At 68.1% G+C, this 21,112-nt stretch carries 21 protein-coding genes; 8 read left to right on the top strand and 13 right to left on the bottom strand.

From position 1 onward, the window contains the following. Window positions 1-58: 58 nt before the first annotated feature. The gene (locus BJQ94_RS18215) at window positions 59-859 is read right to left on the bottom strand and encodes an isocitrate lyase/phosphoenolpyruvate mutase family protein (protein ID WP_265399278.1); all 801 of its coding nucleotides are present in this window, start codon (window positions 857-859) and stop codon (window positions 59-61) included. A gap of 103 nt (window positions 860-962) precedes the next feature. Here BJQ94_RS18215 and BJQ94_RS18210 point away from each other — a divergent pair, with 103 nt between their 5' ends. Then, a complete protein-coding gene (locus tag BJQ94_RS18210) occupies window positions 963-1,229 on the top strand; it encodes a hypothetical protein (RefSeq protein ID WP_265399279.1) in 267 nt (88 codons plus the stop codon). Between the two features lie 25 nt (window positions 1,230-1,254). Here the strand turns inward: BJQ94_RS18210 and BJQ94_RS18205 are convergent, their stop codons facing one another. From BJQ94_RS18205 to BJQ94_RS18195, 3 genes are all read right to left on the bottom strand, one after another. Beyond that, window positions 1,255-2,583: an MFS transporter gene (locus BJQ94_RS18205; RefSeq protein WP_265399280.1), complete on the bottom strand. Its 1,329-nt coding sequence runs from the start codon at window positions 2,581-2,583 to the stop codon at window positions 1,255-1,257. 54 nt (window positions 2,584-2,637) lie between these two features. After that, window positions 2,638-3,141 (bottom strand): GNAT family N-acetyltransferase, encoded by a 504-nt coding sequence (locus tag BJQ94_RS18200; RefSeq protein WP_265399281.1) that lies wholly within the window; start codon window positions 3,139-3,141, stop codon window positions 2,638-2,640. Between the two features lie 67 nt (window positions 3,142-3,208). Further along, complete coding sequence (locus BJQ94_RS18195; protein ID WP_265399282.1) at window positions 3,209-3,691, bottom strand: 2'-5' RNA ligase family protein; 483 nt, start codon at window positions 3,689-3,691, stop codon at window positions 3,209-3,211. Window positions 3,692-3,859: 168 nt separating this feature from the next. On the opposite strand from BJQ94_RS18195, the gene dnaK reads away from it, so the two are divergent. From dnaK to BJQ94_RS18170, 5 genes are all read left to right on the top strand, one after another. Beyond that, window positions 3,860-5,725 (top strand): molecular chaperone DnaK, encoded by a 1,866-nt coding sequence (dnaK, locus tag BJQ94_RS18190; RefSeq protein ID WP_265399283.1) that lies wholly within the window; start codon window positions 3,860-3,862, stop codon window positions 5,723-5,725. Further along, window positions 5,725-6,369 (top strand): nucleotide exchange factor GrpE, encoded by a 645-nt coding sequence (locus BJQ94_RS18185; protein ID WP_265399284.1) that lies wholly within the window; start codon window positions 5,725-5,727, stop codon window positions 6,367-6,369. Before dnaK ends, BJQ94_RS18185 begins: the two co-directional genes overlap by 1 nt. Continuing rightward, complete coding sequence (locus tag BJQ94_RS18180) at window positions 6,362-7,366, top strand: DnaJ C-terminal domain-containing protein (RefSeq protein WP_265399285.1); 1,005 nt, start codon at window positions 6,362-6,364, stop codon at window positions 7,364-7,366. Before BJQ94_RS18185 ends, BJQ94_RS18180 begins: the two co-directional genes overlap by 8 nt. Window positions 7,367-7,375: 9 nt before the next feature. Next, the gene (locus BJQ94_RS18175) at window positions 7,376-7,789 is read left to right on the top strand and encodes a MerR family transcriptional regulator (protein ID WP_265399286.1); all 414 of its coding nucleotides are present in this window, start codon (window positions 7,376-7,378) and stop codon (window positions 7,787-7,789) included. A gap of 92 nt (window positions 7,790-7,881) precedes the next feature. Next, the gene (locus BJQ94_RS18170) at window positions 7,882-8,817 is read left to right on the top strand and encodes a LysR family transcriptional regulator (protein ID WP_265399287.1); all 936 of its coding nucleotides are present in this window, start codon (window positions 7,882-7,884) and stop codon (window positions 8,815-8,817) included. Between the two features lie 4 nt (window positions 8,818-8,821). Here BJQ94_RS18170 and BJQ94_RS18165 read toward each other — a convergent pair whose 3' ends face one another. The 9 genes from BJQ94_RS18165 to BJQ94_RS18125 form a co-directional block, all read right to left on the bottom strand. Next, window positions 8,822-9,124, bottom strand: a complete 303-nt coding sequence (locus tag BJQ94_RS18165) for an antibiotic biosynthesis monooxygenase family protein (RefSeq protein ID WP_110125501.1) — start codon at window positions 9,122-9,124, stop codon at window positions 8,822-8,824. Between the two features lie 86 nt (window positions 9,125-9,210). Further along, window positions 9,211-10,071: an aldo/keto reductase gene (locus BJQ94_RS18160; protein WP_265399288.1), complete on the bottom strand. Its 861-nt coding sequence runs from the start codon at window positions 10,069-10,071 to the stop codon at window positions 9,211-9,213. 27 nt (window positions 10,072-10,098) lie between these two features. Next, window positions 10,099-11,112 (bottom strand): NAD-dependent epimerase/dehydratase family protein, encoded by a 1,014-nt coding sequence (locus tag BJQ94_RS18155; protein ID WP_265399289.1) that lies wholly within the window; start codon window positions 11,110-11,112, stop codon window positions 10,099-10,101. Beyond that, window positions 11,109-12,080: an aldo/keto reductase gene (locus BJQ94_RS18150; protein WP_265399290.1), complete on the bottom strand. Its 972-nt coding sequence runs from the start codon at window positions 12,078-12,080 to the stop codon at window positions 11,109-11,111. Before BJQ94_RS18150 ends, BJQ94_RS18155 begins: the two co-directional genes overlap by 4 nt. 71 nt (window positions 12,081-12,151) lie before the next feature. Further along, on the bottom strand, window positions 12,152-13,045 hold the full coding sequence (locus tag BJQ94_RS18145; protein WP_265399291.1) for a hypothetical protein: 894 nt from the start codon (window positions 13,043-13,045) through the stop codon (window positions 12,152-12,154). Between the two features lie 202 nt (window positions 13,046-13,247). After that, window positions 13,248-14,180, bottom strand: coding sequence for a carbohydrate kinase (locus BJQ94_RS18140; RefSeq protein WP_265399292.1), 933 nt, complete (start codon window positions 14,178-14,180; stop codon window positions 13,248-13,250). Then, window positions 14,177-14,740: a dihydrofolate reductase family protein gene (locus BJQ94_RS18135; RefSeq protein ID WP_265399293.1), complete on the bottom strand. Its 564-nt coding sequence runs from the start codon at window positions 14,738-14,740 to the stop codon at window positions 14,177-14,179. The genes BJQ94_RS18140 and BJQ94_RS18135 overlap by 4 nt, the downstream gene beginning before the upstream one ends. A gap of 152 nt (window positions 14,741-14,892) precedes the next feature. Further along, entirely contained in the window at window positions 14,893-16,176 is a 1,284-nt protein-coding gene (locus BJQ94_RS18130) for an NtaA/DmoA family FMN-dependent monooxygenase (RefSeq protein WP_265399294.1), read from the bottom strand. Between the two features lie 25 nt (window positions 16,177-16,201). After that, window positions 16,202-17,494: an NtaA/DmoA family FMN-dependent monooxygenase gene (locus BJQ94_RS18125; RefSeq protein WP_265399311.1), complete on the bottom strand. Its 1,293-nt coding sequence runs from the start codon at window positions 17,492-17,494 to the stop codon at window positions 16,202-16,204. Between the two features lie 236 nt (window positions 17,495-17,730). On the opposite strand from BJQ94_RS18125, the gene BJQ94_RS18120 reads away from it, so the two are divergent. Together BJQ94_RS18120 and BJQ94_RS18115 are read left to right on the top strand one after the other, a co-directional pair. Continuing rightward, window positions 17,731-19,203, top strand: coding sequence for a UTRA domain-containing protein (locus BJQ94_RS18120; protein ID WP_265399295.1), 1,473 nt, complete (start codon window positions 17,731-17,733; stop codon window positions 19,201-19,203). 216 nt (window positions 19,204-19,419) lie between these two features. Then, the gene (locus BJQ94_RS18115) at window positions 19,420-21,081 is read left to right on the top strand and encodes an ABC transporter substrate-binding protein (RefSeq protein ID WP_265399296.1); all 1,662 of its coding nucleotides are present in this window, start codon (window positions 19,420-19,422) and stop codon (window positions 21,079-21,081) included. Window positions 21,082-21,112: the final 31 nt, after the last annotated feature.

Raw genomic sequence — 21,112 nt, 5'->3', positions numbered from 1 at the left:
GGGAGGGGAACCGGCCCACACCCGCCAGGCCGGGCCGCCCTCAGGGCCGGCCAAGGGGTCAGAGCGTGAACGGGAAGCCGAGGTCCTCGGGGTAGTCGCCGAGCGCGGTGAGCTGGCTGGCCGCGCGCTGCAGGGCGGCGAGGGCCAGGCCGAGAGTGCCGGGGCCGAAGCTCACCCGGGAGACGCCGAGCTCGGCCAGCCGGGCCAGCGGAACGGCACCGGGGTGGCCGATCACGGAGATGCGGCCGTTGACCTCGTCGAGGGCACGCTTCACCTTGTCTTCGTCGCCGAGCCCGAGGAAGAAGATCACGTCGGCGCCCGCGTCGAGGTAGGCGTTGGCGCGCTCCACGGCCTCGGTCCACTCGCCGCCGCCGGCGAGGGTGTCGACGCGGGCGTTGATCACCAGGGGCACTCCGGCCGCCTCGGCGCCGGCGCGCGCCGCGGCCACCCGGGCAGCGGCGGTGGAGATTTCGAACTGCGGAGCCTTCGGGGCGCCGACGGAGTCCTCGAGGTTGATCCCGGCGGCACCGGCCTCCTCGATGAGGCGACGCACATTGCGGGTCACGCCGGCGGCATCCGCCGCATAGCCCTTCTCGAAGTCGATCGAGACCGGCAGCTCGGTGGCGCCGGTGATGATGCGGGCGGCGATGATGGCTTCGTCGACGCTGAGTCCTTCGCCGTCTTGCAGGCCGCGCACATTGGACACCGAGTGCGAGGCGCTGGCGAGGGCTTTCACGCCCGGAGTCTCAGATACGATCTTCGCCGTGATGGCGTCCCACACGTTCGTGACGATGAGCGGCGTGCCGGGCACGTGCAGGGCGTTGAGGAGTTCGGCCTTCTGGATGAGTGAGCTAGTCATCAAGACAGTCTGCCCCGAAGTAGCGGCGGACCGCGATGGTGTCAACCTGTATACAGTCGTGTGCCTTTCGCCCTAGCCTGAGGTGTTGGTCGAAGGAGGCGCCGTGCAGGCATTCACGCTCTCCATCGGCGACCGGCTCTTTCGGCTGCGCACCCCGTTCGATGCGGCGGAGTTCTCCGCCCGGCTGACGGCGGCGGTTCGGGCCGGTGGCGGCATGGTCGACATTCCCGTGGCCGGCGAGGGACATGTGACCGTGCTGGTCTCCCCGGGCGTGAGCATCGTGCTGGAGACCCACGAGGTCGAGACAGGGGCGGTCTTCGAGCAGGCCTCTACGGTGCCGTGGATCGGCGCCGACGACCTGGAGTTCTGACGCGTTGCATGCAATCTAGGCGGTATCAGGCCATCTGGTTCTGCTTGGCCTTCACCGGGAGCAAGAGAAGCAGCCCCACGACGAGCACCAGCACGATGCCGAGGATGCCCCAGTACGTTTCGCCGAAGATCGTCACCATGAGCGCGAACGCCGTGGGAGCCAGGAAGCTGGCGGCGCGGCCGGTGGTGGCGTAGAGGCCGAACACCTCGCCCTCGCGGCCGACCGGGATGATGCGGGCCAGGAAGGTGCGGCTGGCCGACTGGGCGGGACCCACGAACAGGCACAGGGCCAGGCCGGCGGTCCAGAACACGATCTGGCCGCCGTCGTGCAGCAGGAAGACCAGGCTGCCGCTGACGATGAGCCCGATCAGCGCCGTGACGATCACCGGCTTGGCACCGAGCCTGTCGTCGAGCGCGCCCACGCTGATGGTGGCGATGCCGGCAACCACATTCGCGGCGATCGCGAAGATGATCACCTCGCCGGCGGAGAAGCCGAACGCCGATGCCGCGAGCACCCCGCCGAAGGTGAAGACGCCGGCCAGGCCGTCCCGGAAGATGGCGCTCGCGACGAGGAAGTACACGGTCTGCCGGCTCGTGCGCCAGAGCCTGGCCACGTCGTGGCCGAGCTCCACGTAGGAGCGAAAGAAACCGACTTTGGCGCGGGCCGCGGCATCCGGCGCCCGGTACTCGGGCACCCGCACCAGCAGTGGCAGCGCGAACAGGCCGAACCAGGCCGCCGAAATGAGCATGGTGACCCGCACGGCAAGGCCGTTCTCGCTGGTGACGCCGAACAGGCCCACCTCGGGGCTGATGAAGCCGAAGTACACGATAAGCAGCAGCACGATGCCGCCGAGGTAGCCCATGCCCCAGCCGAAGCCGCTGACCTTGCCGATGGTGCGCGGGGTCGACACTTGGGCGAGCATGGCGTTGTAGCTCACCCCGGCCAGTTCGAAGAAAACGTTGCCGGCGGCCAGAAGCACCAGGCCGAGCAGCAGGTACTCGGGGGAGGGCTGCACGAAGAACATGCCGGCGGTGAGCGCCACCACGATGAAGGTGTTCACGCCGAGCCAGTACTTGCGCCGGCCGGAGGAGTCCGAACGAGCGCCGGTGACCGGGGCGAGCACCGCGATGAGGAATCCGGCGATCGCGAGCGCCCAGCCGAGCTGGGCGGCGGTGACATCCTTGTCGCCGAAGGACTCACCGGTGAGGTAGACGGAGAAGACGAACGTGGTGACCACGGCGTTGAACGCGGCCGAACCCCAGTCCCATAGGCTCCAGGCCAACACGGCGGCGCGGGTGGGGAGCGGTGCCGCTGGGATGTTCGCGGCTCCGGCGCCGTCGAGAGTCTCGGTCATGCGAAAAGACTAAGGCCGCGCGGTGAACAATGGGCGACGGATGCGCCGCCGGCTTCACTCGGGCCGGGGCGCCTCGAGGGAGCGGTACATCACGTGCAGGCCCACAAAACCGTGCACCGGGTGCCGGAAGGATGCGGGAACCGTGGCAAGCACGGTGAAGCCGAGCGACTTCCACAGGCTCACGGCGTTGTGGTTGGTTTCGACGACGGCGTTGAACTGCATGGCGCGGAAGCCCTCGTTGGCGGCCTGCTCGAGCACATGCCCGGCCAGCGCCCGGCCGACCCCGCGGCCGGCGGCCAAAGGAGCCACCATGAAGCCGGCGTTGGCGACGTGGCCGCCGGCCGCCGGCTGGTTGGGGTGCAGCTCGGCGGTGCCGAGCACCCGGCCGCCGTCATCCGCCACGAACACGCGGCCGCCGGTCTTACCCATCCACCAGGCCTTCGCGGCCTCCTCGGTGGTGTCCCGGGTCCAGCAATACGTCTCGCCCGCCGCCACGACGTCCCGCAAGAACGGCCAAATCTGTTCCCAGTCGCCGTCCCGGGCCTCCCGAATTTCCATCCCCCCAAGTTACTAGCCCGCGAGCCGTGAGTTCGGCCCCGAAAACGCGCCGGTTTCGGGGCTCAACTCACGGCTCGCGGAGCGGGGAAACGGCTTGGACCGTGCGGCCCGCGAGGTGAGCGCGGGGGAGCATGTCTACCAGGGCCAGTTGGGTGAGGGTGAGCACGGCGCCGGGGTTCAGGCGCGCGGGCGGCTTCTGGGTGACGTGAGGCCGGAAGCCGGGCCCCGTGAAGGCAGGTTCGTCGGGCTCCGCGGCGAACGGGCGGATGGCGGCCAGGAGCGCCTGGTGCAGGGTCGTGAGCTCCTCGCTCGGCACGATCAGGCTCACGGGCACATCGTGCCGGCGCCCGAACAGTGCGTCCTCGCCGGCGGCCACGGTGAGCGGCGGCCGAGTGCGGGCGACGTCGGCCATGGCCGCTGCGATGTCGGCGGCGGGCGAATCCGTGAGAAACGGCGGCAGCACCGTGACGTGCAGCGGCCACGCGCTCACGGCGAAGGAGTCGCCCACCCGCAGGGCCGCCACGGGAAGCACAATGACGAGTCGGGGCATCCTGTCACGTTACGCGAGCCGTGAATATGCTGGGAGTTGAGTCGGTTGGACTCAACTTTGAAGCGTCCAGCTTGACTCGATTTTCGGGTGGTGCCACACTTGAGTCAGCAACACTCAAGTCTTAGAAATTACGCCTTGAACCCCATCTTTTGAAGGAGATACTCTCACATGGCTCGTGCAGTCGGCATTGACCTCGGAACCACCAACTCGGTGGTGGCCGTTCTCGAGGGTGGAGAACCCACCGTCATCGCAAACGCTGAAGGCTTCCGCACCACGCCTTCCGTCGTGGCATTCACCAAGGACGGCGAGGTACTCGTCGGCGAGACCGCCAAGCGTCAGGCCGTCACCAACGTGGACCGCACCATCTCGTCGGTCAAGCGCCACGTCGGCACCGACTGGACCGTTGCCATCGACGACAAGAAGTACACCCCGCAGGAGATCTCCGCCCGCATCCTGGCCAAGCTCAAGCGCGACGCCGAGCAGTACCTGGGCGACAAGGTGACGGATGCCGTCATCACCGTTCCCGCGTACTTCAACGACGCCGAGCGTCAGGCCACGAAGGAAGCCGGCGAGATCGCCGGCCTCAACGTGCTGCGCATCATCAACGAGCCCACCGCGGCCGCCCTGGCCTACGGCCTGGACCGCGGCAAGGAAGACGAGCTCATCCTGGTCTTCGACCTCGGTGGCGGAACCTTCGACGTCTCCCTCCTCGAGGTGGGCAAGGACGACGACTTCTCCACCATCCAGGTGCGCTCGACCGCCGGTGACAACCGCCTCGGCGGCGACGACTGGGACCAGCGCATCGTTGATCACCTGATCAAGCGCTTCAAGGACTCCACAGGCGTCGACGTCTCCAAGGACAAGATCGCCAAGCAGCGCCTCAAGGAAGCCGCGGAGCAGGCCAAGAAGGAACTCTCCTCGAGCATGTCCACCAGCATCCAGCTGCCGTACCTCTCCCTGACGGAGAACGGCCCGGCCAACCTCGACGAGACGCTCACCCGCGCCCAGTTCGAGAAGATGACCGAAGACCTGCTCGACCGCACCAAGAAGCCGTTCCAGGACGTCATCCGTGAGGCCGGCGTCAAGGTCGAGGACATCGCGCACGTCGTCCTCGTCGGTGGCTCCACCCGCATGCCCGCCGTGTACGAGCTCGTCAAGAGCGAGACCGGCGGCAAGGACCCGAACAAGGGCGTCAACCCGGACGAGGTCGTCGCTGTCGGCGCCGCACTCCAGGCCGGCGTGCTGAAGGGCGAGCGCAAGGACGTTCTGCTCATCGACGTCACCCCGCTGAGCCTCGGCATCGAGACCAAGGGCGGCATCATGACGCGCCTCATCGAGCGCAACACGGCCATCCCCACCAAGCGCAGCGAGACCTTCACCACTGCAGACGACAACCAGCCGTCCGTAGCCATCCAGGTCTTCCAGGGCGAGCGCGAGTTCACCCGTGACAACAAGAACCTGGGCACCTTCGAGCTCACCGGCATCGCGCCGGCGCCGCGCGGCATCCCGCAGGTGGAGGTCACCTTCGACCTCGACGCCAACGGCATCGTGCACGTGTCCGCCAAGGACAAGGGCACCGGCAAGGAGCAGTCGATGACCATCACCGGCGGCACCGCGCTGGGCAAGGAAGACATCGAGCGCATGGTTCGCGAGGGTGAAGAGCACGCCGCAGAGGACAAGCGTCGTCGTGAAGCTGCCGAGACCCGCAACACGGCCGAGCAGCTCGCCTACTCGATCGAGAAGCTGATCAAGGAGAACAACGACAAGCTGCCCGAGGACGTCAAGTCCGAGGTGCAGGGCGACGTCGACGCTCTCAAGTCCGCTCTCGCCGGCGACGACGACGACGCGGTCAAGGCCGCGTACGACAAGCTCAACGAGAGCCAGGGCAAGCTCGGCGAGGCCATCTACGCCTCCAGCCAGGCGGATGCCGCGGCGAGCGAGTCCGAGACCGCCGCGCCGGCCGACGACTCCAAGACGGATGAAGACGTTGTCGACGCCGAGGTTGTCGACGACGAGGACGAAGCGAAGAAGTAATGACCGACTCCAACCGTCCGGACGATTTCCGTCCTGAAGACGAGTCTGCTGCTGCAGCCGCGGGAGCGCCCGAATCGGGCGCCCCCGCGGCGGGCGGGCCGGGCTCCGACCCGGCCGTCGACGCGACGGCCGCTGACGCTGACGTTGCCGGCGCTGAGGGCATCGAAGAGGACGAGCTGACCGTGCAGGACATCCTGGATGCGGCCAACCTCGAGGCCGTCGATCCCTCCAGCGAGCACCTCGCCGACCTCAAGCGGGTCACCGCCGAGTACGCGAACTACCGCAAGCGCACCGAGGCGAACCGCGAGATCGAACGCGAGCGCGTCACCGGAGAGGTCGTCAAGGTGCTGCTCCCGGTGCTCGACGACCTGTACCGGGCCGAGAAGCACGGCGACCTCGAGGGCGACTCCGCTTTCGCCACCATCGCCGCGAAGCTGCGCGCCGCCACCGAGCGGATCGGCCTCAAGCCGTACGGCTCGGTCGGCGATGTCTTCGACCCCACCGTGCACGAGGCGATCTTCCAGATGCCCACTCCCGGCGTCGACGTGGAGACCGTCGGTGACGTCGCCGAGACCGGCTACTACCTCGGATCCTCGCTGCTGCGGGTCGCCAAGGTGGTTGTTCAGGTACCGAGCGATGGCTAGCCAGGACTGGTTCGACAAGGACTTCTACAAGGTTCTCGGGGTCTCGAAAGACGTCTCCGCCGCCGACCTCAAGAAGGCGTATCGCAAGCTCGCGCGTAAGTACCACCCAGACTCCAACCCGGGGAATCCCGCGGCGGAGGCGAAGTTCAAGGAGATCAGCGAGGCCCACTCGGTCATCGGTGACCCCGAACAGCGCAAGGAGTACGACGCCGTGCGCGCCATGGGCGGTGGGGCACGCTTCACCGCCCCCGGCCAGGGCGGCCAGCAGGGCGGCTTCGACGATGTCTTCGGCGGCATGTTCGGCGGAGGAGCCCGGCAACAGGGCTACTCCTACGAGCAGGGCGGGTTCGACGACATCCTCGGCGGCATGTTCGGCCGAGGCGCGCAGGGTAGTGGTGGCCGGTTCGGCACCTCCACCGGCGGCTTCCGCGGCCAGGGCGGGCCGACGAGGGGACGTGACGTGATCGCGTCGACCACGGTCGACTTCATCACCGCCACCCACGGCGACCAGATCACCCTGCAGACGCAGGAGGGGCGGCCGATCAAGGTGAAGATCCCCGCCGGTGTTGCCGACGGCCAGAAGATCAAGCTGCGCGGGCAGGGGCAACCCAGCCCGGATGGCGGCGAGGCCGGCGACATCGTGCTTACCGTCACCGTGCGCAAGCATCCGGTTTTCGAACGCGAGGGCCTCAACCTGCGCGTGAACGTGCCGGTGACCTTCGTCGAGGCCGCCCTCGGGGCCACCATCGAGGTGCCCACCCTGGGTGGGCCCCCGGTGAAGCTGCGCGTCGCGCCGGGAACTCCGAGCGGGCGGGTGCTGCGCGTCAAGGGTCGCGGCGTCGTGACCCCCAAGGGCACTGGCGACCTGCTCGCCGAGGTTCAAGTGGCGGTGCCGTCGCACCTGTCGAAGGACGCCGAGGAGAAGCTGCTCGCGTTCAACGAGGCGCTGCCCAAGGAGAACCCGCGCGACGAGATGCTCGCCAGGGCCAAGGGGTAACGACACAGCATGGACGAGAACACCCGGGTCTTCGTGATCAGTACCGCCGCAGATCTTGCCGGGATGCATCCGCAAACCCTGCGGCAATACGACCGCCTGGGCCTCGTCAGTCCCGGCCGTACGCCGGGCCGCTCGCGCCGCTATTCCATGCGCGACGTGGCCCGGCTTCGGGAGATCGCCGACCTCGGTGCCGAAGGCGTGAGCCTGGAAGGCATCCGGCGCATTCTCGCGCTCGAAGACACCGTGCGGTTGCTGGAAGGCCGCGTGGGCGATCTCGAGGCGGCGCTGGCCGACGAGCTGCTCAACCGCCCGGGCCGCCGCGTCTTCGCGGCCGGGCTGGCCGGTGACGTCATCTCGATGCGCGCCGGCACCCGCACCCGCCGCTCCAACCAGATCGTGATCTGGCGCCCCCTCGACAAGTAGCCGGCGGGGTCTCGACAAGCTCGACCAGCGGATGGGGCTCGACCAGCGGGCTACCTTCTTAGCGATGGCTCACTGAGTTGTAGAGTTGCTGAATGGAACTGCGCCAGCTTGAACACTTTGTGACGGTCGCCGACGAACGCCACTTCACCCGGGCGGCCGAGCTGCTGCACATCTCCCAGTCGGGTCTCTCCGCCTCGATCCGGACGCTCGAGATCGAGCTGGGCACTTCCCTTTTCATCCGCAGCACCCGTCGGGTCGAGCTCACCGCCGCCGGCCAGGCGCTCCTCACGGATGCGCTCCGAACGCTCGCCAGCGCCGCCGCCGCCCAGAACGCCGTCGCGGCTGTGCGCGGCCTGATGCGCGGACGCCTCACCGTGGGCGCCGAACCGTGCCTCGGCTCCGTGGACCTGCCGGCCGAGCTCGCTCGCTTCCGCACCGCCAACCAGGGCGTGGAGGTGCGGCTGCGCCAGGTGGGTTCGGTGGAGCTGATCGAGGGCGTGGCAAGCGGCACGACAGACGTGGCGCTGGTCGTGGTGACCGGGGACACCCCGCCCGGAGTGAGCCTGCACCCGTTGAGCAGCCAGAAGATGGTGGTGCTCTGCCACCCCGACCACGCTGTCGCCGGGCTGGCTGCGGTCGACCTCGAGACACTGCGCAACGAGCCGTTGATCGGCTTCCAGGCCGGCTGGGGCGCACACATGCTCGCCCGGCGGGCGTTCGCGGCGGCGGGCTTCGAGTACCGGGCGGCGATGGAGGTCAACGACGTGCATCCGCTGCTCGAACTGGTCGGCTACAACCTGGGCGTGGCGATCGTGCCCACCAGCTTCGCGCTCAAGCGCCCCGACGACCTCGTTGCCGTGCCGCTGCCGGCATCGGTGCCCGAGTGGACCGTGGCCGTGGCGGTCGCCGACGAGCCGAGTCCGGCAGCCTCCGCGTTCCTCGAGCAGCTGCTCGAGGATGTCGCCGCCGCGCAGGCCTCGGCCGGCCCGGCTGTGGCGCCGGCCGATAGCGTGCCGTCGGCCGCCTGATCGGTTAGAGCGCCAGCGGAATCCGTTCGGAGAAGACGGTCTTCACGGGCGGGGCCGCGAGCACCTCGCCCAGGCGGCTGGCGCCCTCCGGTGTGGTGCGCCAGGCGGCGTAGGCGTCGTGGTCCGCTGCGCTTGCCCACGTTTCGACCACGATCACGTGCGCGGGGTCGGCGTCGTCGACGATCACTTCGAGTCCTTCGTTGCCGGGCCAGGCGCGGGTGGCGGTGAGGACCTCGGTGAACAGGGCCGGCACGATGTCGAGCTTGGTCGGGTCGAGCTGCAGGGCAAGGTGAACGATAGCGGTCATTGGTGCTCCAGATTCAGGTGAGTACTGACAATAAGCAGGGCAGCCGCCGGGGAATTCCCGGCGGCTGTTCTTCAGGCCGCGTTTCTTCAGGACGCGTTGAGCGCGGCCAGTTCGTCGGCCGACAGGGTCACGTCCGCTGCCCGCGCCGAATCCCGGATGCTCTCCGGCCGGCTCGCCCCGGGAATGGGGATCACCTGCGGTGATGCGGCCAGGTGCCAGGCCAGCGTGACGACCTGCGGGCTCACGCCATGCGCATCCGCCACCTGCTGGAAGGGCGCGAACCGGGTGCCGAGATCAGCAGCCGACTTGATGCCGCCGAGCGGGCTCCAGGACAGGAAGGCGATGCCGAGTTCGGTGCAGAGGTCCAGCTCGGGCTGGCTGCTGCGGAACGCGGGCGAGTACTGGTTCTGCACGCTCACCAGCCGGCCGCCAAGGATGTCGTAGGCCTCCCGGATCTGCTTCGGGTTCGCGTTGGAGATGCCGGCCAGGCGGATGACGCCCTCGTCGAGCAGGTCGCGGATGGCGCCGATGGAGTCGGCGTACGGCACCGCGGGGTCAGGCCGGTGGTGGTGGTAGAGGTCGATCGCGTCGCCGCCGAGCCGCTTCAGCGACGCGTGTGCGGCCTGCTTGATGTACTCGGGACGGCCGTCGACGTACCAGGTGCCGTCGCCGGGGCGCAGGTGGCCGCCCTTGGTCGCCACGATCACCTGAGCGGTGTCGCCGCCCCATGAGGCGATGGCCGTCGCGATCAGGGACTCGTTGTGGCCGACCTCGTCGGCGTGCAGGTGGTAGGCATCCGCGGTGTCCAACAGGGTCACGCCCTCGTCGAGGGCGGCGTGGATGGTGGCGATGGAGCGGGCCTCGTCTGGCCGGCCCTCGATCGACATGGGCATGCCGCCCAGGCCGATGGCGCTGACGGTGCGGTCGCCGATGAGTCGGGTCTTCATAGAGTGTCCAATCTGGGGGATGACGGGTCAGGAAACGGTGGCGTGCGCGGCGACGAGCCGGTCGAGGGTGGCGTTGAGCGCCGAATCCACAACCTGCTGCTCTGGATGCGCGTCGAACCAGGCGATGGCCTCGCGGAACCCGAGCGCCACCGGGGTGGTGCAGACGAAGTCGGGCACCAGCGCGCGCACCTTGCCGTTGTCGAAGATCACCGAGTGCGACCGGTCGCCCAGCAGCGGGCCGCTCCAGTCGGGGTTCTCGGCCGCCATGGTGTCGCTGGCCACGTGCACGATCGTGGGCGCAGGGGCGCCAGCGGCGCGGGCGTACTCGGCGTAGATGGCATCCCACGGCAGGTACTCGTCCGAGGTGATGGTGAAGCTGTCGCCCACGGCTTGCGAGCGGCCGAACAGGCCCACGAGCGCCTTCGCGAAGTCGGTGCTGTGGGTGAGGGTCCAGAGCGACGTGCCGTCGCCGTGCACCACCACCGGTTGTCCGGTGCGCATCCGGTGGATGTCGGTCCAGCCGCCGAGCAGGGCGATCTGGGTGCGGTCGTAGGTGTGCGAGGGGCGGATGACCGTGACCGGGAAGCCCTCGTCGCGGTAGGCCGCCATCAGCACGTCTTCGCCGGCGATCTTGTCCCGCGAGTACTGCCAGTACGGGTTCCGCAGTGGCGTGGACTCGCGGATCGGCAGCGCGCCCGGCGGCTTCTGGTAGGCGGAGGCGGAGCTGATGAACACGTACTGGCCGCATTTTCCGGCGAACTGGGCGATGTCGGCGCTCACGTGCTCCGGGGTGAACGCCACGAAGTCCACGACGACGTCGAAGGTGCGCTCACCGAGCGCGGCGGCCACGGCGGACGCGTCCCGCACATCAACTGTGAGCACCTCCGCCGCGTCGGGAACCGTGCGCAGGGCGGACTGGCCGCGATTGAGCACCGTCAACCGGTGGCCGCGGGCCACGGCCAGTTCAGCGGCGGCGGAGCTGATCACACCGCTGCCGCCGATGAACAGAACGCTCAGGCCGGTTGTGGTCACGGGGGTCACCAGGCGTAGTCTTCCGGCGCGGTCTTGTAGCCGGGGAAGATCTCGTCGAGCCGGGTCAGCGCGGCCTGGTCCAGCTTCACGGTGACGGCGCGGAGGCCGGCCTCCAGCTGTTCCATGGTGCGCGGGCCGATGATCGGCGCGGTCACGGCGCTCTGGTGCATCAGCCAGGCCAGTCCCACGGCGCCCGGCTCCTGGCCGAGCTCGGCGCAGAACGCTTCGTAGGCCTCGATGGCCGGACGGTTCTTCTCGATCTTCGCCGCGGATTCCGGTGACACCCGGCGGCCGCTCGCGTTCTGCTTCTTCAGCACGCCGCCGAGCAGGCCGCCCTCCAGCGGCGACCACGGCATGATGCCCATCCCGTTGGCCTGCGCCGCGGGGATGACCTCGCGTTCGATGTCGCGCTTGAGCAGGTTGTACAGCGACTGCTCGCTCACCAGCCCGGTGAAGTTGCGCCGGCGGGCCTCGGCCTGGGCGGTGGCGATGTGCCAACCGGCGAAGTTGCTGCTGCCGGCGTAGAGGATCTTGCCCTGCGCGACGGCGGTCTCCATGGCCTGCCAGATCTCGTCCCAGGGGGTGTTCCGGTCCACGTGATGAAACTGGAAGAGGTCGACGTAGTCGGTCTGCAGCCGCTTGAGGCTCTCATCCAGCGAACGGCGGATGTTCAGGGCCGACAGTTTGCCGTCGTTGGGGCGCTGGGACATGTCGCCGTAGACCTTGGTGGCCAGCACTGTGTTCTCGCGGCGGTCGCCGCCCTGCGCGAAGTACCGGCCCAGGATGCTCTCGGTGGCGCCGCGGCCCTGCTTGGACCCGTAGACGTTCGCGGTGTCGAAGAAGTTGACTCCCGCCGCCTGGGCGGTGTCCATGATCTCGAACGAGGTGGCCTCGTCGGTCTGCGGGCCGAAGTTCATGGTGCCGAGGCACAGACGCGAAACTGACAGGCCGGAGCGGCCGAGGTGTGTGTATTCCATAACCTCAGGCTGCTCCTGCGATCAGGCGCTGTCCAACAGGCCAAATGGATGCGATCCAGCACCCCGAGTTCTCAATCGGTGTCGAGTGCCCCTTGGCGCCCGGAATCAAGCGGCTGCCGGCTGGCCGTGACGGCGAGCAGGTCGAGGGAGAGCCGGGGATCGGAGCGCAGCGGCAGGTCGACGACGGCCCGAACTTCCCAGCGCACGTGCAGGTTGCCGATCGACAGCGACGGTGCGGGAAGGCCGGCGGGGGTTTCGACCGCGAAGGGCAGATCTACCACTGTGCCGGGGACGAGGGTTCCAGCGGCGCCCACCGTGACCGCGGACATTACAGCTTCGGAATGCCGGTAGCCCTCTGACTCGCTCGCATCGGGGTCGGCCTCCTGGCCGGGTCCGCCCCACACCTCTTCACAGCGCACCAGTTGCACCCGCACGCCGCGGGTGTTGAGTTCGGCGTGGGGCCGCAGGCGCAGCACACCCGTGAGCGGGGTGCCGGGTTCCAGGATCCGGGAGGACAGGGCGATGAACTCGAGGGCGACCTGCCCGAGGTGCTCGCCGACCGGCGGGTGGCCGATGTCGGTGGCGCTCGTCTGGCCCCACGACTGAACGTCGATGAGTCGTTCGCGCTTGATGATCTGGCCGCCGGCGGCCTTCAGGACGCACCGCACCGACCAGCCCACGTCGATCAGATCGCCGCGAACGGAGGCCGGGCCGTCGCCGGGAACGCTCAGGGTCTGCGAGAGCACCCGGGTCTGCCCGGCCGGGATCACACCGGGGGCCGGCACCGTGACGGCGGTGACCAGCTCGGTGGATCGTTCGCGGGCGGGGAACACACCGCCGTAGATGTTGCCGCGGCCGTAGGTGTAGTTGACCTTTCGGATCAGCGAGATGTCGGCCAGTTCGATCAGCGCCGGGCGCAGGGCGGTGATGCGCATCGTGACCCCCAGCGAGTTACCCTCGACCACCACTCCGTCCGTTGGAGTGAGTTCGACCGAAACTTGCACCGCTGTGTCAGTTGTTGTGACCACCATGTCGCACCAGACTTCCTGTACCCGTCGCCAAAGACCCTGATTCAGGGGACAGCGTACGCACAGTAAAGCCAGGGAGGCGTGTGGTTTCAAGGGGATTGACTTGCCCGGCGCAGTCTGCTTCCCGCGAGCGGCAAGGTCAGCCTGCGAGCAGCTCCGCCACGGTGGGCGGGGTGGCGCCGGCCCGCGACACCGTGATCGCGGCGCTCGCCAGGGCGGTCTGCCCCACGAGCCCCAGGGCGGCGGCGCCGAGCGTGTTCTGCAGAATCGACTCGGTGGTGTCGCCGACCAGGATCGCGTAGAGCAGCCCGGACATGAACGAGTCGCCGGCCCCGATGGTGTCGACCACGGTCACCGGATGCGCGGCCAGCTCGGTCGTGGCCCCGCCGGCGCGCAGCAGGGCGCCGTCCCCGCCGCGGGTGATCGCGAACAGCGCCACCCCTGCCGCTACGTAGTCCCGGGCTATCTGGTCCAGGCCACGCCCCGGATACAGCCACGCGGCATCCTCGTCGCTCATCTTCACCACGTGCGCGACCGCGGCGAGGTCTTCGACGGCCCGCACCACGTCGTCACGGCTGCCCATGATGCCCGGTCGCACGTTGGGATCGTAGCTGAGCAGCGTACCGGCCGGGGCGGTGGTGAACGCTGTGTGCACGGCGCGGGCTCCGGGCTGCAGGATCGCCGCGATCGACCCGGTGTGGATGAGCGTGCACGGCGTCGGCAGCGGTCGCACCGGCAGCTCCCAGCGCAGGTCGAAGTCGTAGCTCGCGGCGCCGGCCTGGTCGATCGTCGCCGTGGCGCTGGAGGTAGCGCTGCCGCCGACCGACCCGTCCAACAGGTCCACTCCGGCCGCGGTCAGATGGCCGGCGATGATCTCGCCGAAGGCATCCGCGCCGATCTGGGTGACGAGGGTGGTGGGCACCCCGAGCCGGCCGAGCCCGTAGGCCACATTCATCGGGCTGCCGCCCGCGTGGCTGACCGGCTCCGCACCGGGCCGCCGCACGATGTCGATCAGGGCTTCCCCGATCACGAGCGCGCGGGTGTTCGCTGCGAACGAGTGGTCGGGCGTCATCGGAGCACCCGGTAGCCCAGGTAGACCACGCCGTTCCGGAACGCGTATTCGTCTTTCAGCTCGAGGGAGAGGTGCAGGTCATCCGGCAGGAACTTCGTGCCGCCGCCGATGATGATGGGGGAGACGAACAGCTGGACCTCGTCGATCAGTCCGGCTTCGAATGCCTGCGCGGCCAGGTGTGGACCACCGATCGACAGCGAGCCAGGAGTGCTCTCTTTCAGCCGGCGGACGGCATCCGGACCGAACGTGCGCTCGATGCGGGTTCGGCTGCTCGACGGCTCCGCCAGGGTGCTGGAGTAGACGATCTTGTTCGCCGCCTGCCAGATCGCGGTGTAGTCCCGCATCACGGCCGGCTGGTCGTCGTCGTCGAGGTGCATTCGTTCCCAGGCCACCATCACCTCGTACAACCGCCGGCCGTACAGGTAGGTGCCCACCGAGCGTTCGAGATCGTTGACGAAGGTGTGCACCTCGTCGCTCGGGGTGCTCCAGTCGAAGTTGCCGTCGGCGTCGGCGACATAACCGTCGAGGGAGGTGATGCCTGTGCAGATCAGCGTGCCCATGGTGCTCCTCATCCGGTGGGATCGTCCCGCGGCAAGGTTCTCACCCCGGCGTGGAGCCTCCATTCTGCTCGACTTCGGGACGATCGCGAAAGCGGCCGTGTGGTCACCACACCGACTGGGAGGTGACCACACGGCCGCTTTCGAGCAGGTAATCAGAACGCGCGCAGGTTGCCGCGCAGGGTGTCCGCGGTGTACTCCGAGCGCATCAGGCCACTACGGCGGAGCTCTGGGGCGAGGTCGCCGACGATGTCGGAGATCGACCGCGCCGTGATCTCGTTGCCGACGAGGAAGCCGTCTCCGCCGACTTCGGCCATGACGGCCTCCATCTGATCGGCCGCGGTGGCGGGGGAGCCGACGATCTCCAGTCCCGGTGGCACCTGGGAGGCGATCTCCCGCAGGGTCAGGTGCTCGCGCCCGGCGAACCACGACGTGGTGCTGGTGCGGGCGGCGTTGGTCTCGATCGCCGGCACCGGCGCATCCAGCTCGAACTTGGAGAAGTCGATGCCGCTGGAGAACGACATGCGGGCGAGCTGCTTCTGCACGTTGCCCGCCGCCGTCTCGTGCTTGCGGCGCAGCAGCTCCTGCGCGTCGGCATCGGTGTCGCCGATGGTGAAGTCGGTGAGGAACAGCACCCGGATGTCCTCGGGGTTGCGTCCGAGCGCGGCGGCCCGGCCGAGGACGTCGTCGCGGAACGCCTTCATCGACTCGATGGTGCCGCTGGGCGCGACGATGGTGTCGGCAACGGATGCAGCGAAGTCACGGCCCACCGGCGAGCCGCCGGCCTGGCAGATGACGGGCACCCGCTGCGGTCCGGGCGGAAGGTTGAGCGGGCCCCGGGAGGCGAAGAACTCGCCCTCGTGGTTGATCTTGTGGATCTTGGTGTGATCGGCCCAGACGCCGTTCGCGGCGTCGTCGATCACCGCGTCCTCGTCCCACGAGGTCAGCAGCGCGCGCACGACGTCCATCCACTCCGTTGCCATGCGGTAGCGCTCGTCGTGGTCGTAGTGCTTGTCGAGCCCGTAGTTCTGCGCGGTGCGGTCGTTGTGCGCCGTGACCAGGTTGAACCCGACCCGCCCCTGGGAGAGATGGTCGAGGGTGCTCATCAGCCGGGCGGCGAGGAACGGCGGGTAGAACGACGTGGTCATGGTGCCGATGAGGCCGATGCGCTCGGTGTTGGCCGCGAGCATCGGGATCAGGGCCATCGGGTCCATTTTGGGAGCGCCGAACGAGGTCTTGAGGGAGTACTCCATCGACGAGCCGTAGGCGTCGGGGATGAACGAGCCGTCCTCGATCATGAGGTAATCGAACCCGGCGCGTTCCAGGGTCCGCGCGAAGTCGACGTACGGTTGCGGGTTGGGGAACTGGTTTCCGCGGTCGCTGTGGATGTCGTCCCACGCTTGGGGCTTGTAGGTGAGGAACCAACCGAGATGGAACATTGTGGGTCTCCTATTGGCGAGAAGGTTAGTAGGCGAGCAGGTTGTCGCGGAACGTGGTGTGGTCGTAGCTGGACCGGATCGCGCCGCGGCGGCGCAGGGCCGGGGAGAGCCCGTCGGCGATCTCCGTGATGTTGCGTCTGGTGACCGGCATGGCGATGAGGTAGCCGTCGCCGCCGGCGTACTCCATGTATTCGTCCATCTCTTGTGCCACGGACTCGGCCGTGCCGACGAGCCGCACCGATTCCTGGGTGCGCCGGTTGAGCACTGCTTCGCGGATGGTGGCGCCCGAGCGGGCGAAGTCGGCCATGGTGCTCTGGTGCCCCTGGTTGTCGGACATATCGGGGAACGGCGCATCGATGTCGAACTTCGACCAGTCGATGCCGGTGATGTAGGAGAACCCGGCGAGCTGGGCGTCAATGTTCTCGGCGAACCCGCGCTTGGCGGCGGCATCGCGCTCCTGGGCATCCGACATGGTCTCGCCGATCACGGGGCTGATCAGGAACAGCACCTTGATGCTCTTCGGGTCGCGACCTTCAGCGATCGCGCGGCGGCTGACGTCGTCGCGGTACTCCTTCATCTCTTCGGCACCGCGCGCCGCGGCAATGATCGTGTCGGCGTTGCGCGACCCGAAGTCACGGCCGGAGGAGGACCCGCCGGCCTGGCAGATGATGGGATGCCCCTGCGGCCCCGGCACGGTGTTCAGGGGGCCGCGGGAGCGGTAGAACTTTCCCTCGAAGTCGATCGGGCGCACCTTGGTGTGGTCGGCGAAGGTGTTCGTGGCCTCGTCCATCACCATGGCGTCGGCGTCCCAGGAATCCCAGAGCTGCTTGACAATGTCCACCCATTCGTTGGCGCGCACGTAGCGTTCGTCGTGCGGGATGAGGGTCTTGATGCCGTAGTTCTGCATCGCGGTCTCGTTGCTGGACGTCACCAGGTTCATGCCGACGCGGCCGCCGGTGACGGTGTCGAGGGTGGAGAGCAGGCGCGCGGCCATGAACGGGTGGTAGAACGTGGTGGAGATCGTGGCGATCACACCGATGTGCTTGGTGGCGTTGGTGAGGTACGGAATGAGCGGCAGCGGGTCGAACCGCACGTGGCCGCCCTTTTTCACGCTCGCCTCGAAGGTGCCACGGTGATTGTCGGGCAGAACAGACGAGTCCTCGAGCATCATGTAGTCGAAACCGGCGCGTTCGAGCGACGTCGCCATGTCGATGAAAAGCTGCGGCCGGCCGACATCGCTGGTGACATTGCCGGTCCACGGACCGTTCCAGCCGTAGACACCGAAACCGGTGCCTAAAAACCATCCCATGTGGAACATTGACGTCACTTCCCATCCTCGTAGCGAGAGCGCCGTGAAGGTGCGCTCTGTACCGAGCAGTAGATGGGCGGCGCATTTCTTGCGAGTGGCAGCCTGATTTCACCCGTATTACGCTTCCCGTTTGGGGGTGATCTTGGCAATCGGACGACGTAACGTGGGAGGACCAAAGCCTCTGGCAAGCGATCCGCACGCAAGCCGCAACGGACGCCCCGGGGCCGCACGGATCTGGAGCGGACATGTCTTTCACGTACAACGAACAGCGCGCATCCGTGTTCCAGCGGCATCGCACCCTGAACCAGACGCCGCTGCACACCTCGACCCGGCGCACCTACGAACAGCTGCGCAGCGTCATCCGGGCGGGCCTGGCCACCCGAACGAGCAACCTTGAAGAGCTCACGATCTCGCAGGATTTCGGCGCATCGCGAAACTCCGTGCGGCTTGCGCTCGCCATGCTGGTGCAGGATGGCCTGATCTCCCGGGCGCCTCGACGGGGCACCATTCTCACCAATCACCTCGTGCAGTTCTCGATCCCGGACATTCCGCCGCGCGACTATTCGCCCACGCCGGATCAAGCGGCCGACGGCCTGGAGGTGGTGTCGCTGCAGGACGGCGTCATCCCGACCCCGCGCGTCATCCGCAAGCTACTTGGGACCGACGCCGACTTCGTGCTCACTTTCGTGCAGCTCGGCTTCGCCGGCGACCATCCCGTCTTCCAGCGCACCGGGGTGGTTCCGCTGCACGTGGAGCCCGAAGCGTTCTTCGAACGCCTGCACTCGCTGATCGGTGTCTCGACCCCGGAGCGCAAGTTGCCCTCCGACCGCTATATGGCGGCCAGGGATGAGGACTTCGCCCGCGAATTCGTGACCCTCTTCGACGCGCCCTTCGGCGCCACCCACAACCGGGTCGAGGCGTTGGATGCTGACGATCAGACCGCCAGGCTGCTGCAGCTCGAGCCGGGAGCCCCGGTTCTCGGCCGCCAGCAGTTCACCCTGGACGCCAGCGGCGCGGTGCGGGAGTACACCTTCACCCACTTCAGGGGCGACCGCACCACGCTGGCCGATGTGCGGCCCGTGCGCAGCACCGACGCCAGGCGGATGCCGGACCGCTGGATCGGCCGCCTCGACCACGAACTCATCGCGAGTGTGCGCCCGGAGGAGTCTGAGCCGGTCGCCCCGGTCGACCACGGTCGCCGGCAGCCCGCACCCCGCTCCGTCTCGACCACCGCAGTGGTCTCGGTTCCCGTCGACGACCACCCTGAGGCACGCCTGCCGGGGATCGTGCTGACCCTCGTGGAACACGCCATTGTGCCGGCGTCTCCGCTGGTGCGAGCCCGGATGGACATCGAGGACGACTCCGTCGCGATGATCGAGCAGATCGGTTTCCTCGAAGACAAGCCGTTGTTCGTTCGGGTGACCTATCGGCGCAGCACCGACCTGCCCGGAGTGATCCGGGTGGAGGGCCGGCTTGCGGCGGCGGACGGCGCCCCCACTGTGGCGGGCTTCGAGGACCGGTACGGCCGGCCCCCTGGTCGGTCCCTCACCGCGATCGAGGCGGTGCGTCCCGACAAGCGCACGGCAACGGCTATGCGCGTGCCAGAGGGCACGCCGATGCTGGTGCGGGAGCTGCTCCTCGAAGACGTCGATGGCGTGGTGCGAGAGCTCAGCTTCACCCATTTCCGCAGCGACAGGGTCGCCATCGAAGACGACTGACCGGTGAGTTGTCTCGCGCAGGGGAAGCGAAATCCCGCGGAAACATTGAGGGTGCGGTTCGGTAACACTCGTCGTTCAGGCTGATGAAACACCAGCAGCCCCGTCGGATTCCGGACCTCTACACCTCCCCCCGCCGCGGCAAAACCCACCTCATCGTGTTCCTTCATCGTGCCTGCGACACGACTCTTCCGCCCGCCTTGAAATTGGAGTTCCGCCATGTCTTCGAAATCCCGTTCCTCCCGCAGCCGGAGGGCCATCACCCTCACGGCGGCGTTCGCCGCTGCCGCCGTCGCGCTCAGCGGATGCTCCAACCTCGGCCCGGCCGCATCCACCGAAACGTCGGGCTCCAGCACCGTCGTCGAGGTCGTGCCCGCCCTGTCGACCCAGATGAGCTACGACACCAGCTACGCGATCACGACGTCGTACTACTCGACGTTCGACATGTTGAACGCCGGACTGATCCGCAAGGCCTACGTTGACGGCGACCAGGCCGGCACCCAGGTTCAGGACCAGTACAACTTCGAGGGCCTCCTCGCCGAGAGCTACGACGTGAGCGAAGACGGCCTGGTGTACACCTTCAACCTGCGCGACGGCGTGATGAGCGAGCACGGCAACGAGCTCACCGCCGATGACGTGGTCTGGTCGTTCCAGCGCAAGTTCGGCGCCACCACGAGCATCCTGCCCTACATCGGCAAGCCCGGCCTCACCAGCGCCGACCAGTTCACCGCGATCGACGAGAACACCGTGCAGCTCACCCTCACGAACGCCGCCTACGGCTTCACTGTGCTGTCGATCCTCGCCGGCGCATCCGGCAGCATCTATGACGCGACCTTCCTCCAGGAAAACGTGGCCGACGACGACCTGTGGGCGACCGCGTTCTCCTCCGGGCGATTCGACTTCGGCTTCGGCCCGTACCGGGTCGAGAGCGTCGACGCCGCCAGCGAGATGGTCTTCGTGGCGAACCCGGACTACGCACTCGGCGAGCCGGAGATCACCAAGGTCATCCAGCGGGTCGTCCCCGACGCCGGAAACCGCGCCCAGGCGCTCAAGTCCGGCGACGCCGACATCGCGCTGGGCCTGTCACCGAGCGACCAGAAGGAACTCGCCGAGGATGAGAACGTGCTGGTGCCGACCAAGTCGCGCAACGGCTACCTGATGCTCTCGCTGAACACCACCCTGGCGCCGTTCGACGACCTCGCGGTGCGCAAGGCCTTCGCCCTCGCCATCGATTACGACCAGATCGTCGACGGTGTCTTCCAGGGCCGCGCCGAGAAGAACAACGCGATGCTCCCGGCGGATGCGCCCGGCCACGACGGCGAAGGACTCCCCGACTGGGAGTACGACCCCGCCGCAGCCACGGCCGCACTCGAGGATGCCGGCTACACCGACCTGATCCCGGTGACCCTCTCGGTCGCCTCGGAGGACAAGACCCTGGTCGACTCCGCCGTCGCCATCAAGAGCGCCGCCGCCGACGCCGGGTTCGACGTGACCGTCGACTCGGTCCCGGCCACCCAGCTGCAGGAGAAGGCCAGCACCGGCCAGACCCAGCTGGTGCTCTCCAAGAGCGAGTCGGTCACCCTGTCGCCGCCGTACATGCTCGGCCTGCTCACCACTCCCGGGTCCTCGTCCAACTACGCCCGCTGGTCCGACCAGACCTTCCAGGACCTCGTCACGGCCGGCTCCGCGTTCGCTGACCCGCTCAGCGACGAGGCCGGCGTGGCCTGGAACGCCGCCGAGAGCTACTGGCTCGCCGAGCAGGTTCCGAACATCTTCATCGGGCAGGTCTCCGAGGACTCGGCCGTGAGCTCGAGCCTCGACGGCTGGACCTGGCGCACCGACCACGCGGTCGACGTGTCGGCGATGACCCTGGCCGACTAGCCCTGGCCGACTGAGCCTGACCCACCTAGCC

It is taken from the genome of Cryobacterium sp. SO2 (genome assembly GCF_026151165.2).
In the GTDB taxonomy this organism is placed as follows: Bacteria; Actinomycetota; Actinomycetes; order Actinomycetales; family Microbacteriaceae; genus Cryobacterium.
The sequence above is the reverse complement of the archived record's forward strand: the minus strand, read 5'-3'. Positions and strand labels throughout refer to the sequence as shown.

Excerpts from the sequence above, each read along its gene's own strand:
- BJQ94_RS18115 (WP_265399296.1), top strand. The coding sequence starts at position 19,420 with ATGTCTTCGAAATCCCGTTCCTCCCGCAGCCGGAGGGCCATCACCCTC.
- BJQ94_RS18130 (WP_265399294.1), bottom strand. The coding sequence starts at position 16,176 with ATGTTCCATCTCGGTTGGTTCCTCACCTACAAGCCCCAAGCGTGGGAC.
- BJQ94_RS18165 (WP_110125501.1), bottom strand. The coding sequence starts at position 9,124 with ATGACCGCTATCGTTCACCTTGCCCTGCAGCTCGACCCGACCAAGCTC.
- BJQ94_RS18125 (WP_265399311.1), bottom strand. The coding sequence starts at position 17,494 with ATGTTCCACATGGGATGGTTTTTAGGCACCGGTTTCGGTGTCTACGGC.
- BJQ94_RS18175 (WP_265399286.1), top strand. The coding sequence starts at position 7,376 with ATGGACGAGAACACCCGGGTCTTCGTGATCAGTACCGCCGCAGATCTT.
- BJQ94_RS18135 (WP_265399293.1), bottom strand. The coding sequence starts at position 14,740 with ATGGGCACGCTGATCTGCACAGGCATCACCTCCCTCGACGGTTATGTC.
- BJQ94_RS18160 (WP_265399288.1), bottom strand. The coding sequence starts at position 10,071 with ATGAAGACCCGACTCATCGGCGACCGCACCGTCAGCGCCATCGGCCTG.
- dnaK (WP_265399283.1), top strand. The coding sequence starts at position 3,860 with ATGGCTCGTGCAGTCGGCATTGACCTCGGAACCACCAACTCGGTGGTG.
- BJQ94_RS18170 (WP_265399287.1), top strand. The coding sequence starts at position 7,882 with ATGGAACTGCGCCAGCTTGAACACTTTGTGACGGTCGCCGACGAACGC.
- BJQ94_RS18205 (WP_265399280.1), bottom strand. The coding sequence starts at position 2,583 with ATGACCGAGACTCTCGACGGCGCCGGAGCCGCGAACATCCCAGCGGCA.
- BJQ94_RS18120 (WP_265399295.1), top strand. The coding sequence starts at position 17,731 with ATGTCTTTCACGTACAACGAACAGCGCGCATCCGTGTTCCAGCGGCAT.
- BJQ94_RS18180 (WP_265399285.1), top strand. The coding sequence starts at position 6,362 with ATGGCTAGCCAGGACTGGTTCGACAAGGACTTCTACAAGGTTCTCGGG.
- BJQ94_RS18195 (WP_265399282.1), bottom strand. The coding sequence starts at position 3,691 with ATGCCCCGACTCGTCATTGTGCTTCCCGTGGCGGCCCTGCGGGTGGGC.
- BJQ94_RS18200 (WP_265399281.1), bottom strand. The coding sequence starts at position 3,141 with ATGGAAATTCGGGAGGCCCGGGACGGCGACTGGGAACAGATTTGGCCG.
- BJQ94_RS18140 (WP_265399292.1), bottom strand. The coding sequence starts at position 14,180 with ATGACGCCCGACCACTCGTTCGCAGCGAACACCCGCGCGCTCGTGATC.
- BJQ94_RS18215 (WP_265399278.1), bottom strand. The coding sequence starts at position 859 with ATGACTAGCTCACTCATCCAGAAGGCCGAACTCCTCAACGCCCTGCAC.
- BJQ94_RS18150 (WP_265399290.1), bottom strand. The coding sequence starts at position 12,080 with ATGGAATACACACACCTCGGCCGCTCCGGCCTGTCAGTTTCGCGTCTG.
- BJQ94_RS18185 (WP_265399284.1), top strand. The coding sequence starts at position 5,725 with ATGACCGACTCCAACCGTCCGGACGATTTCCGTCCTGAAGACGAGTCT.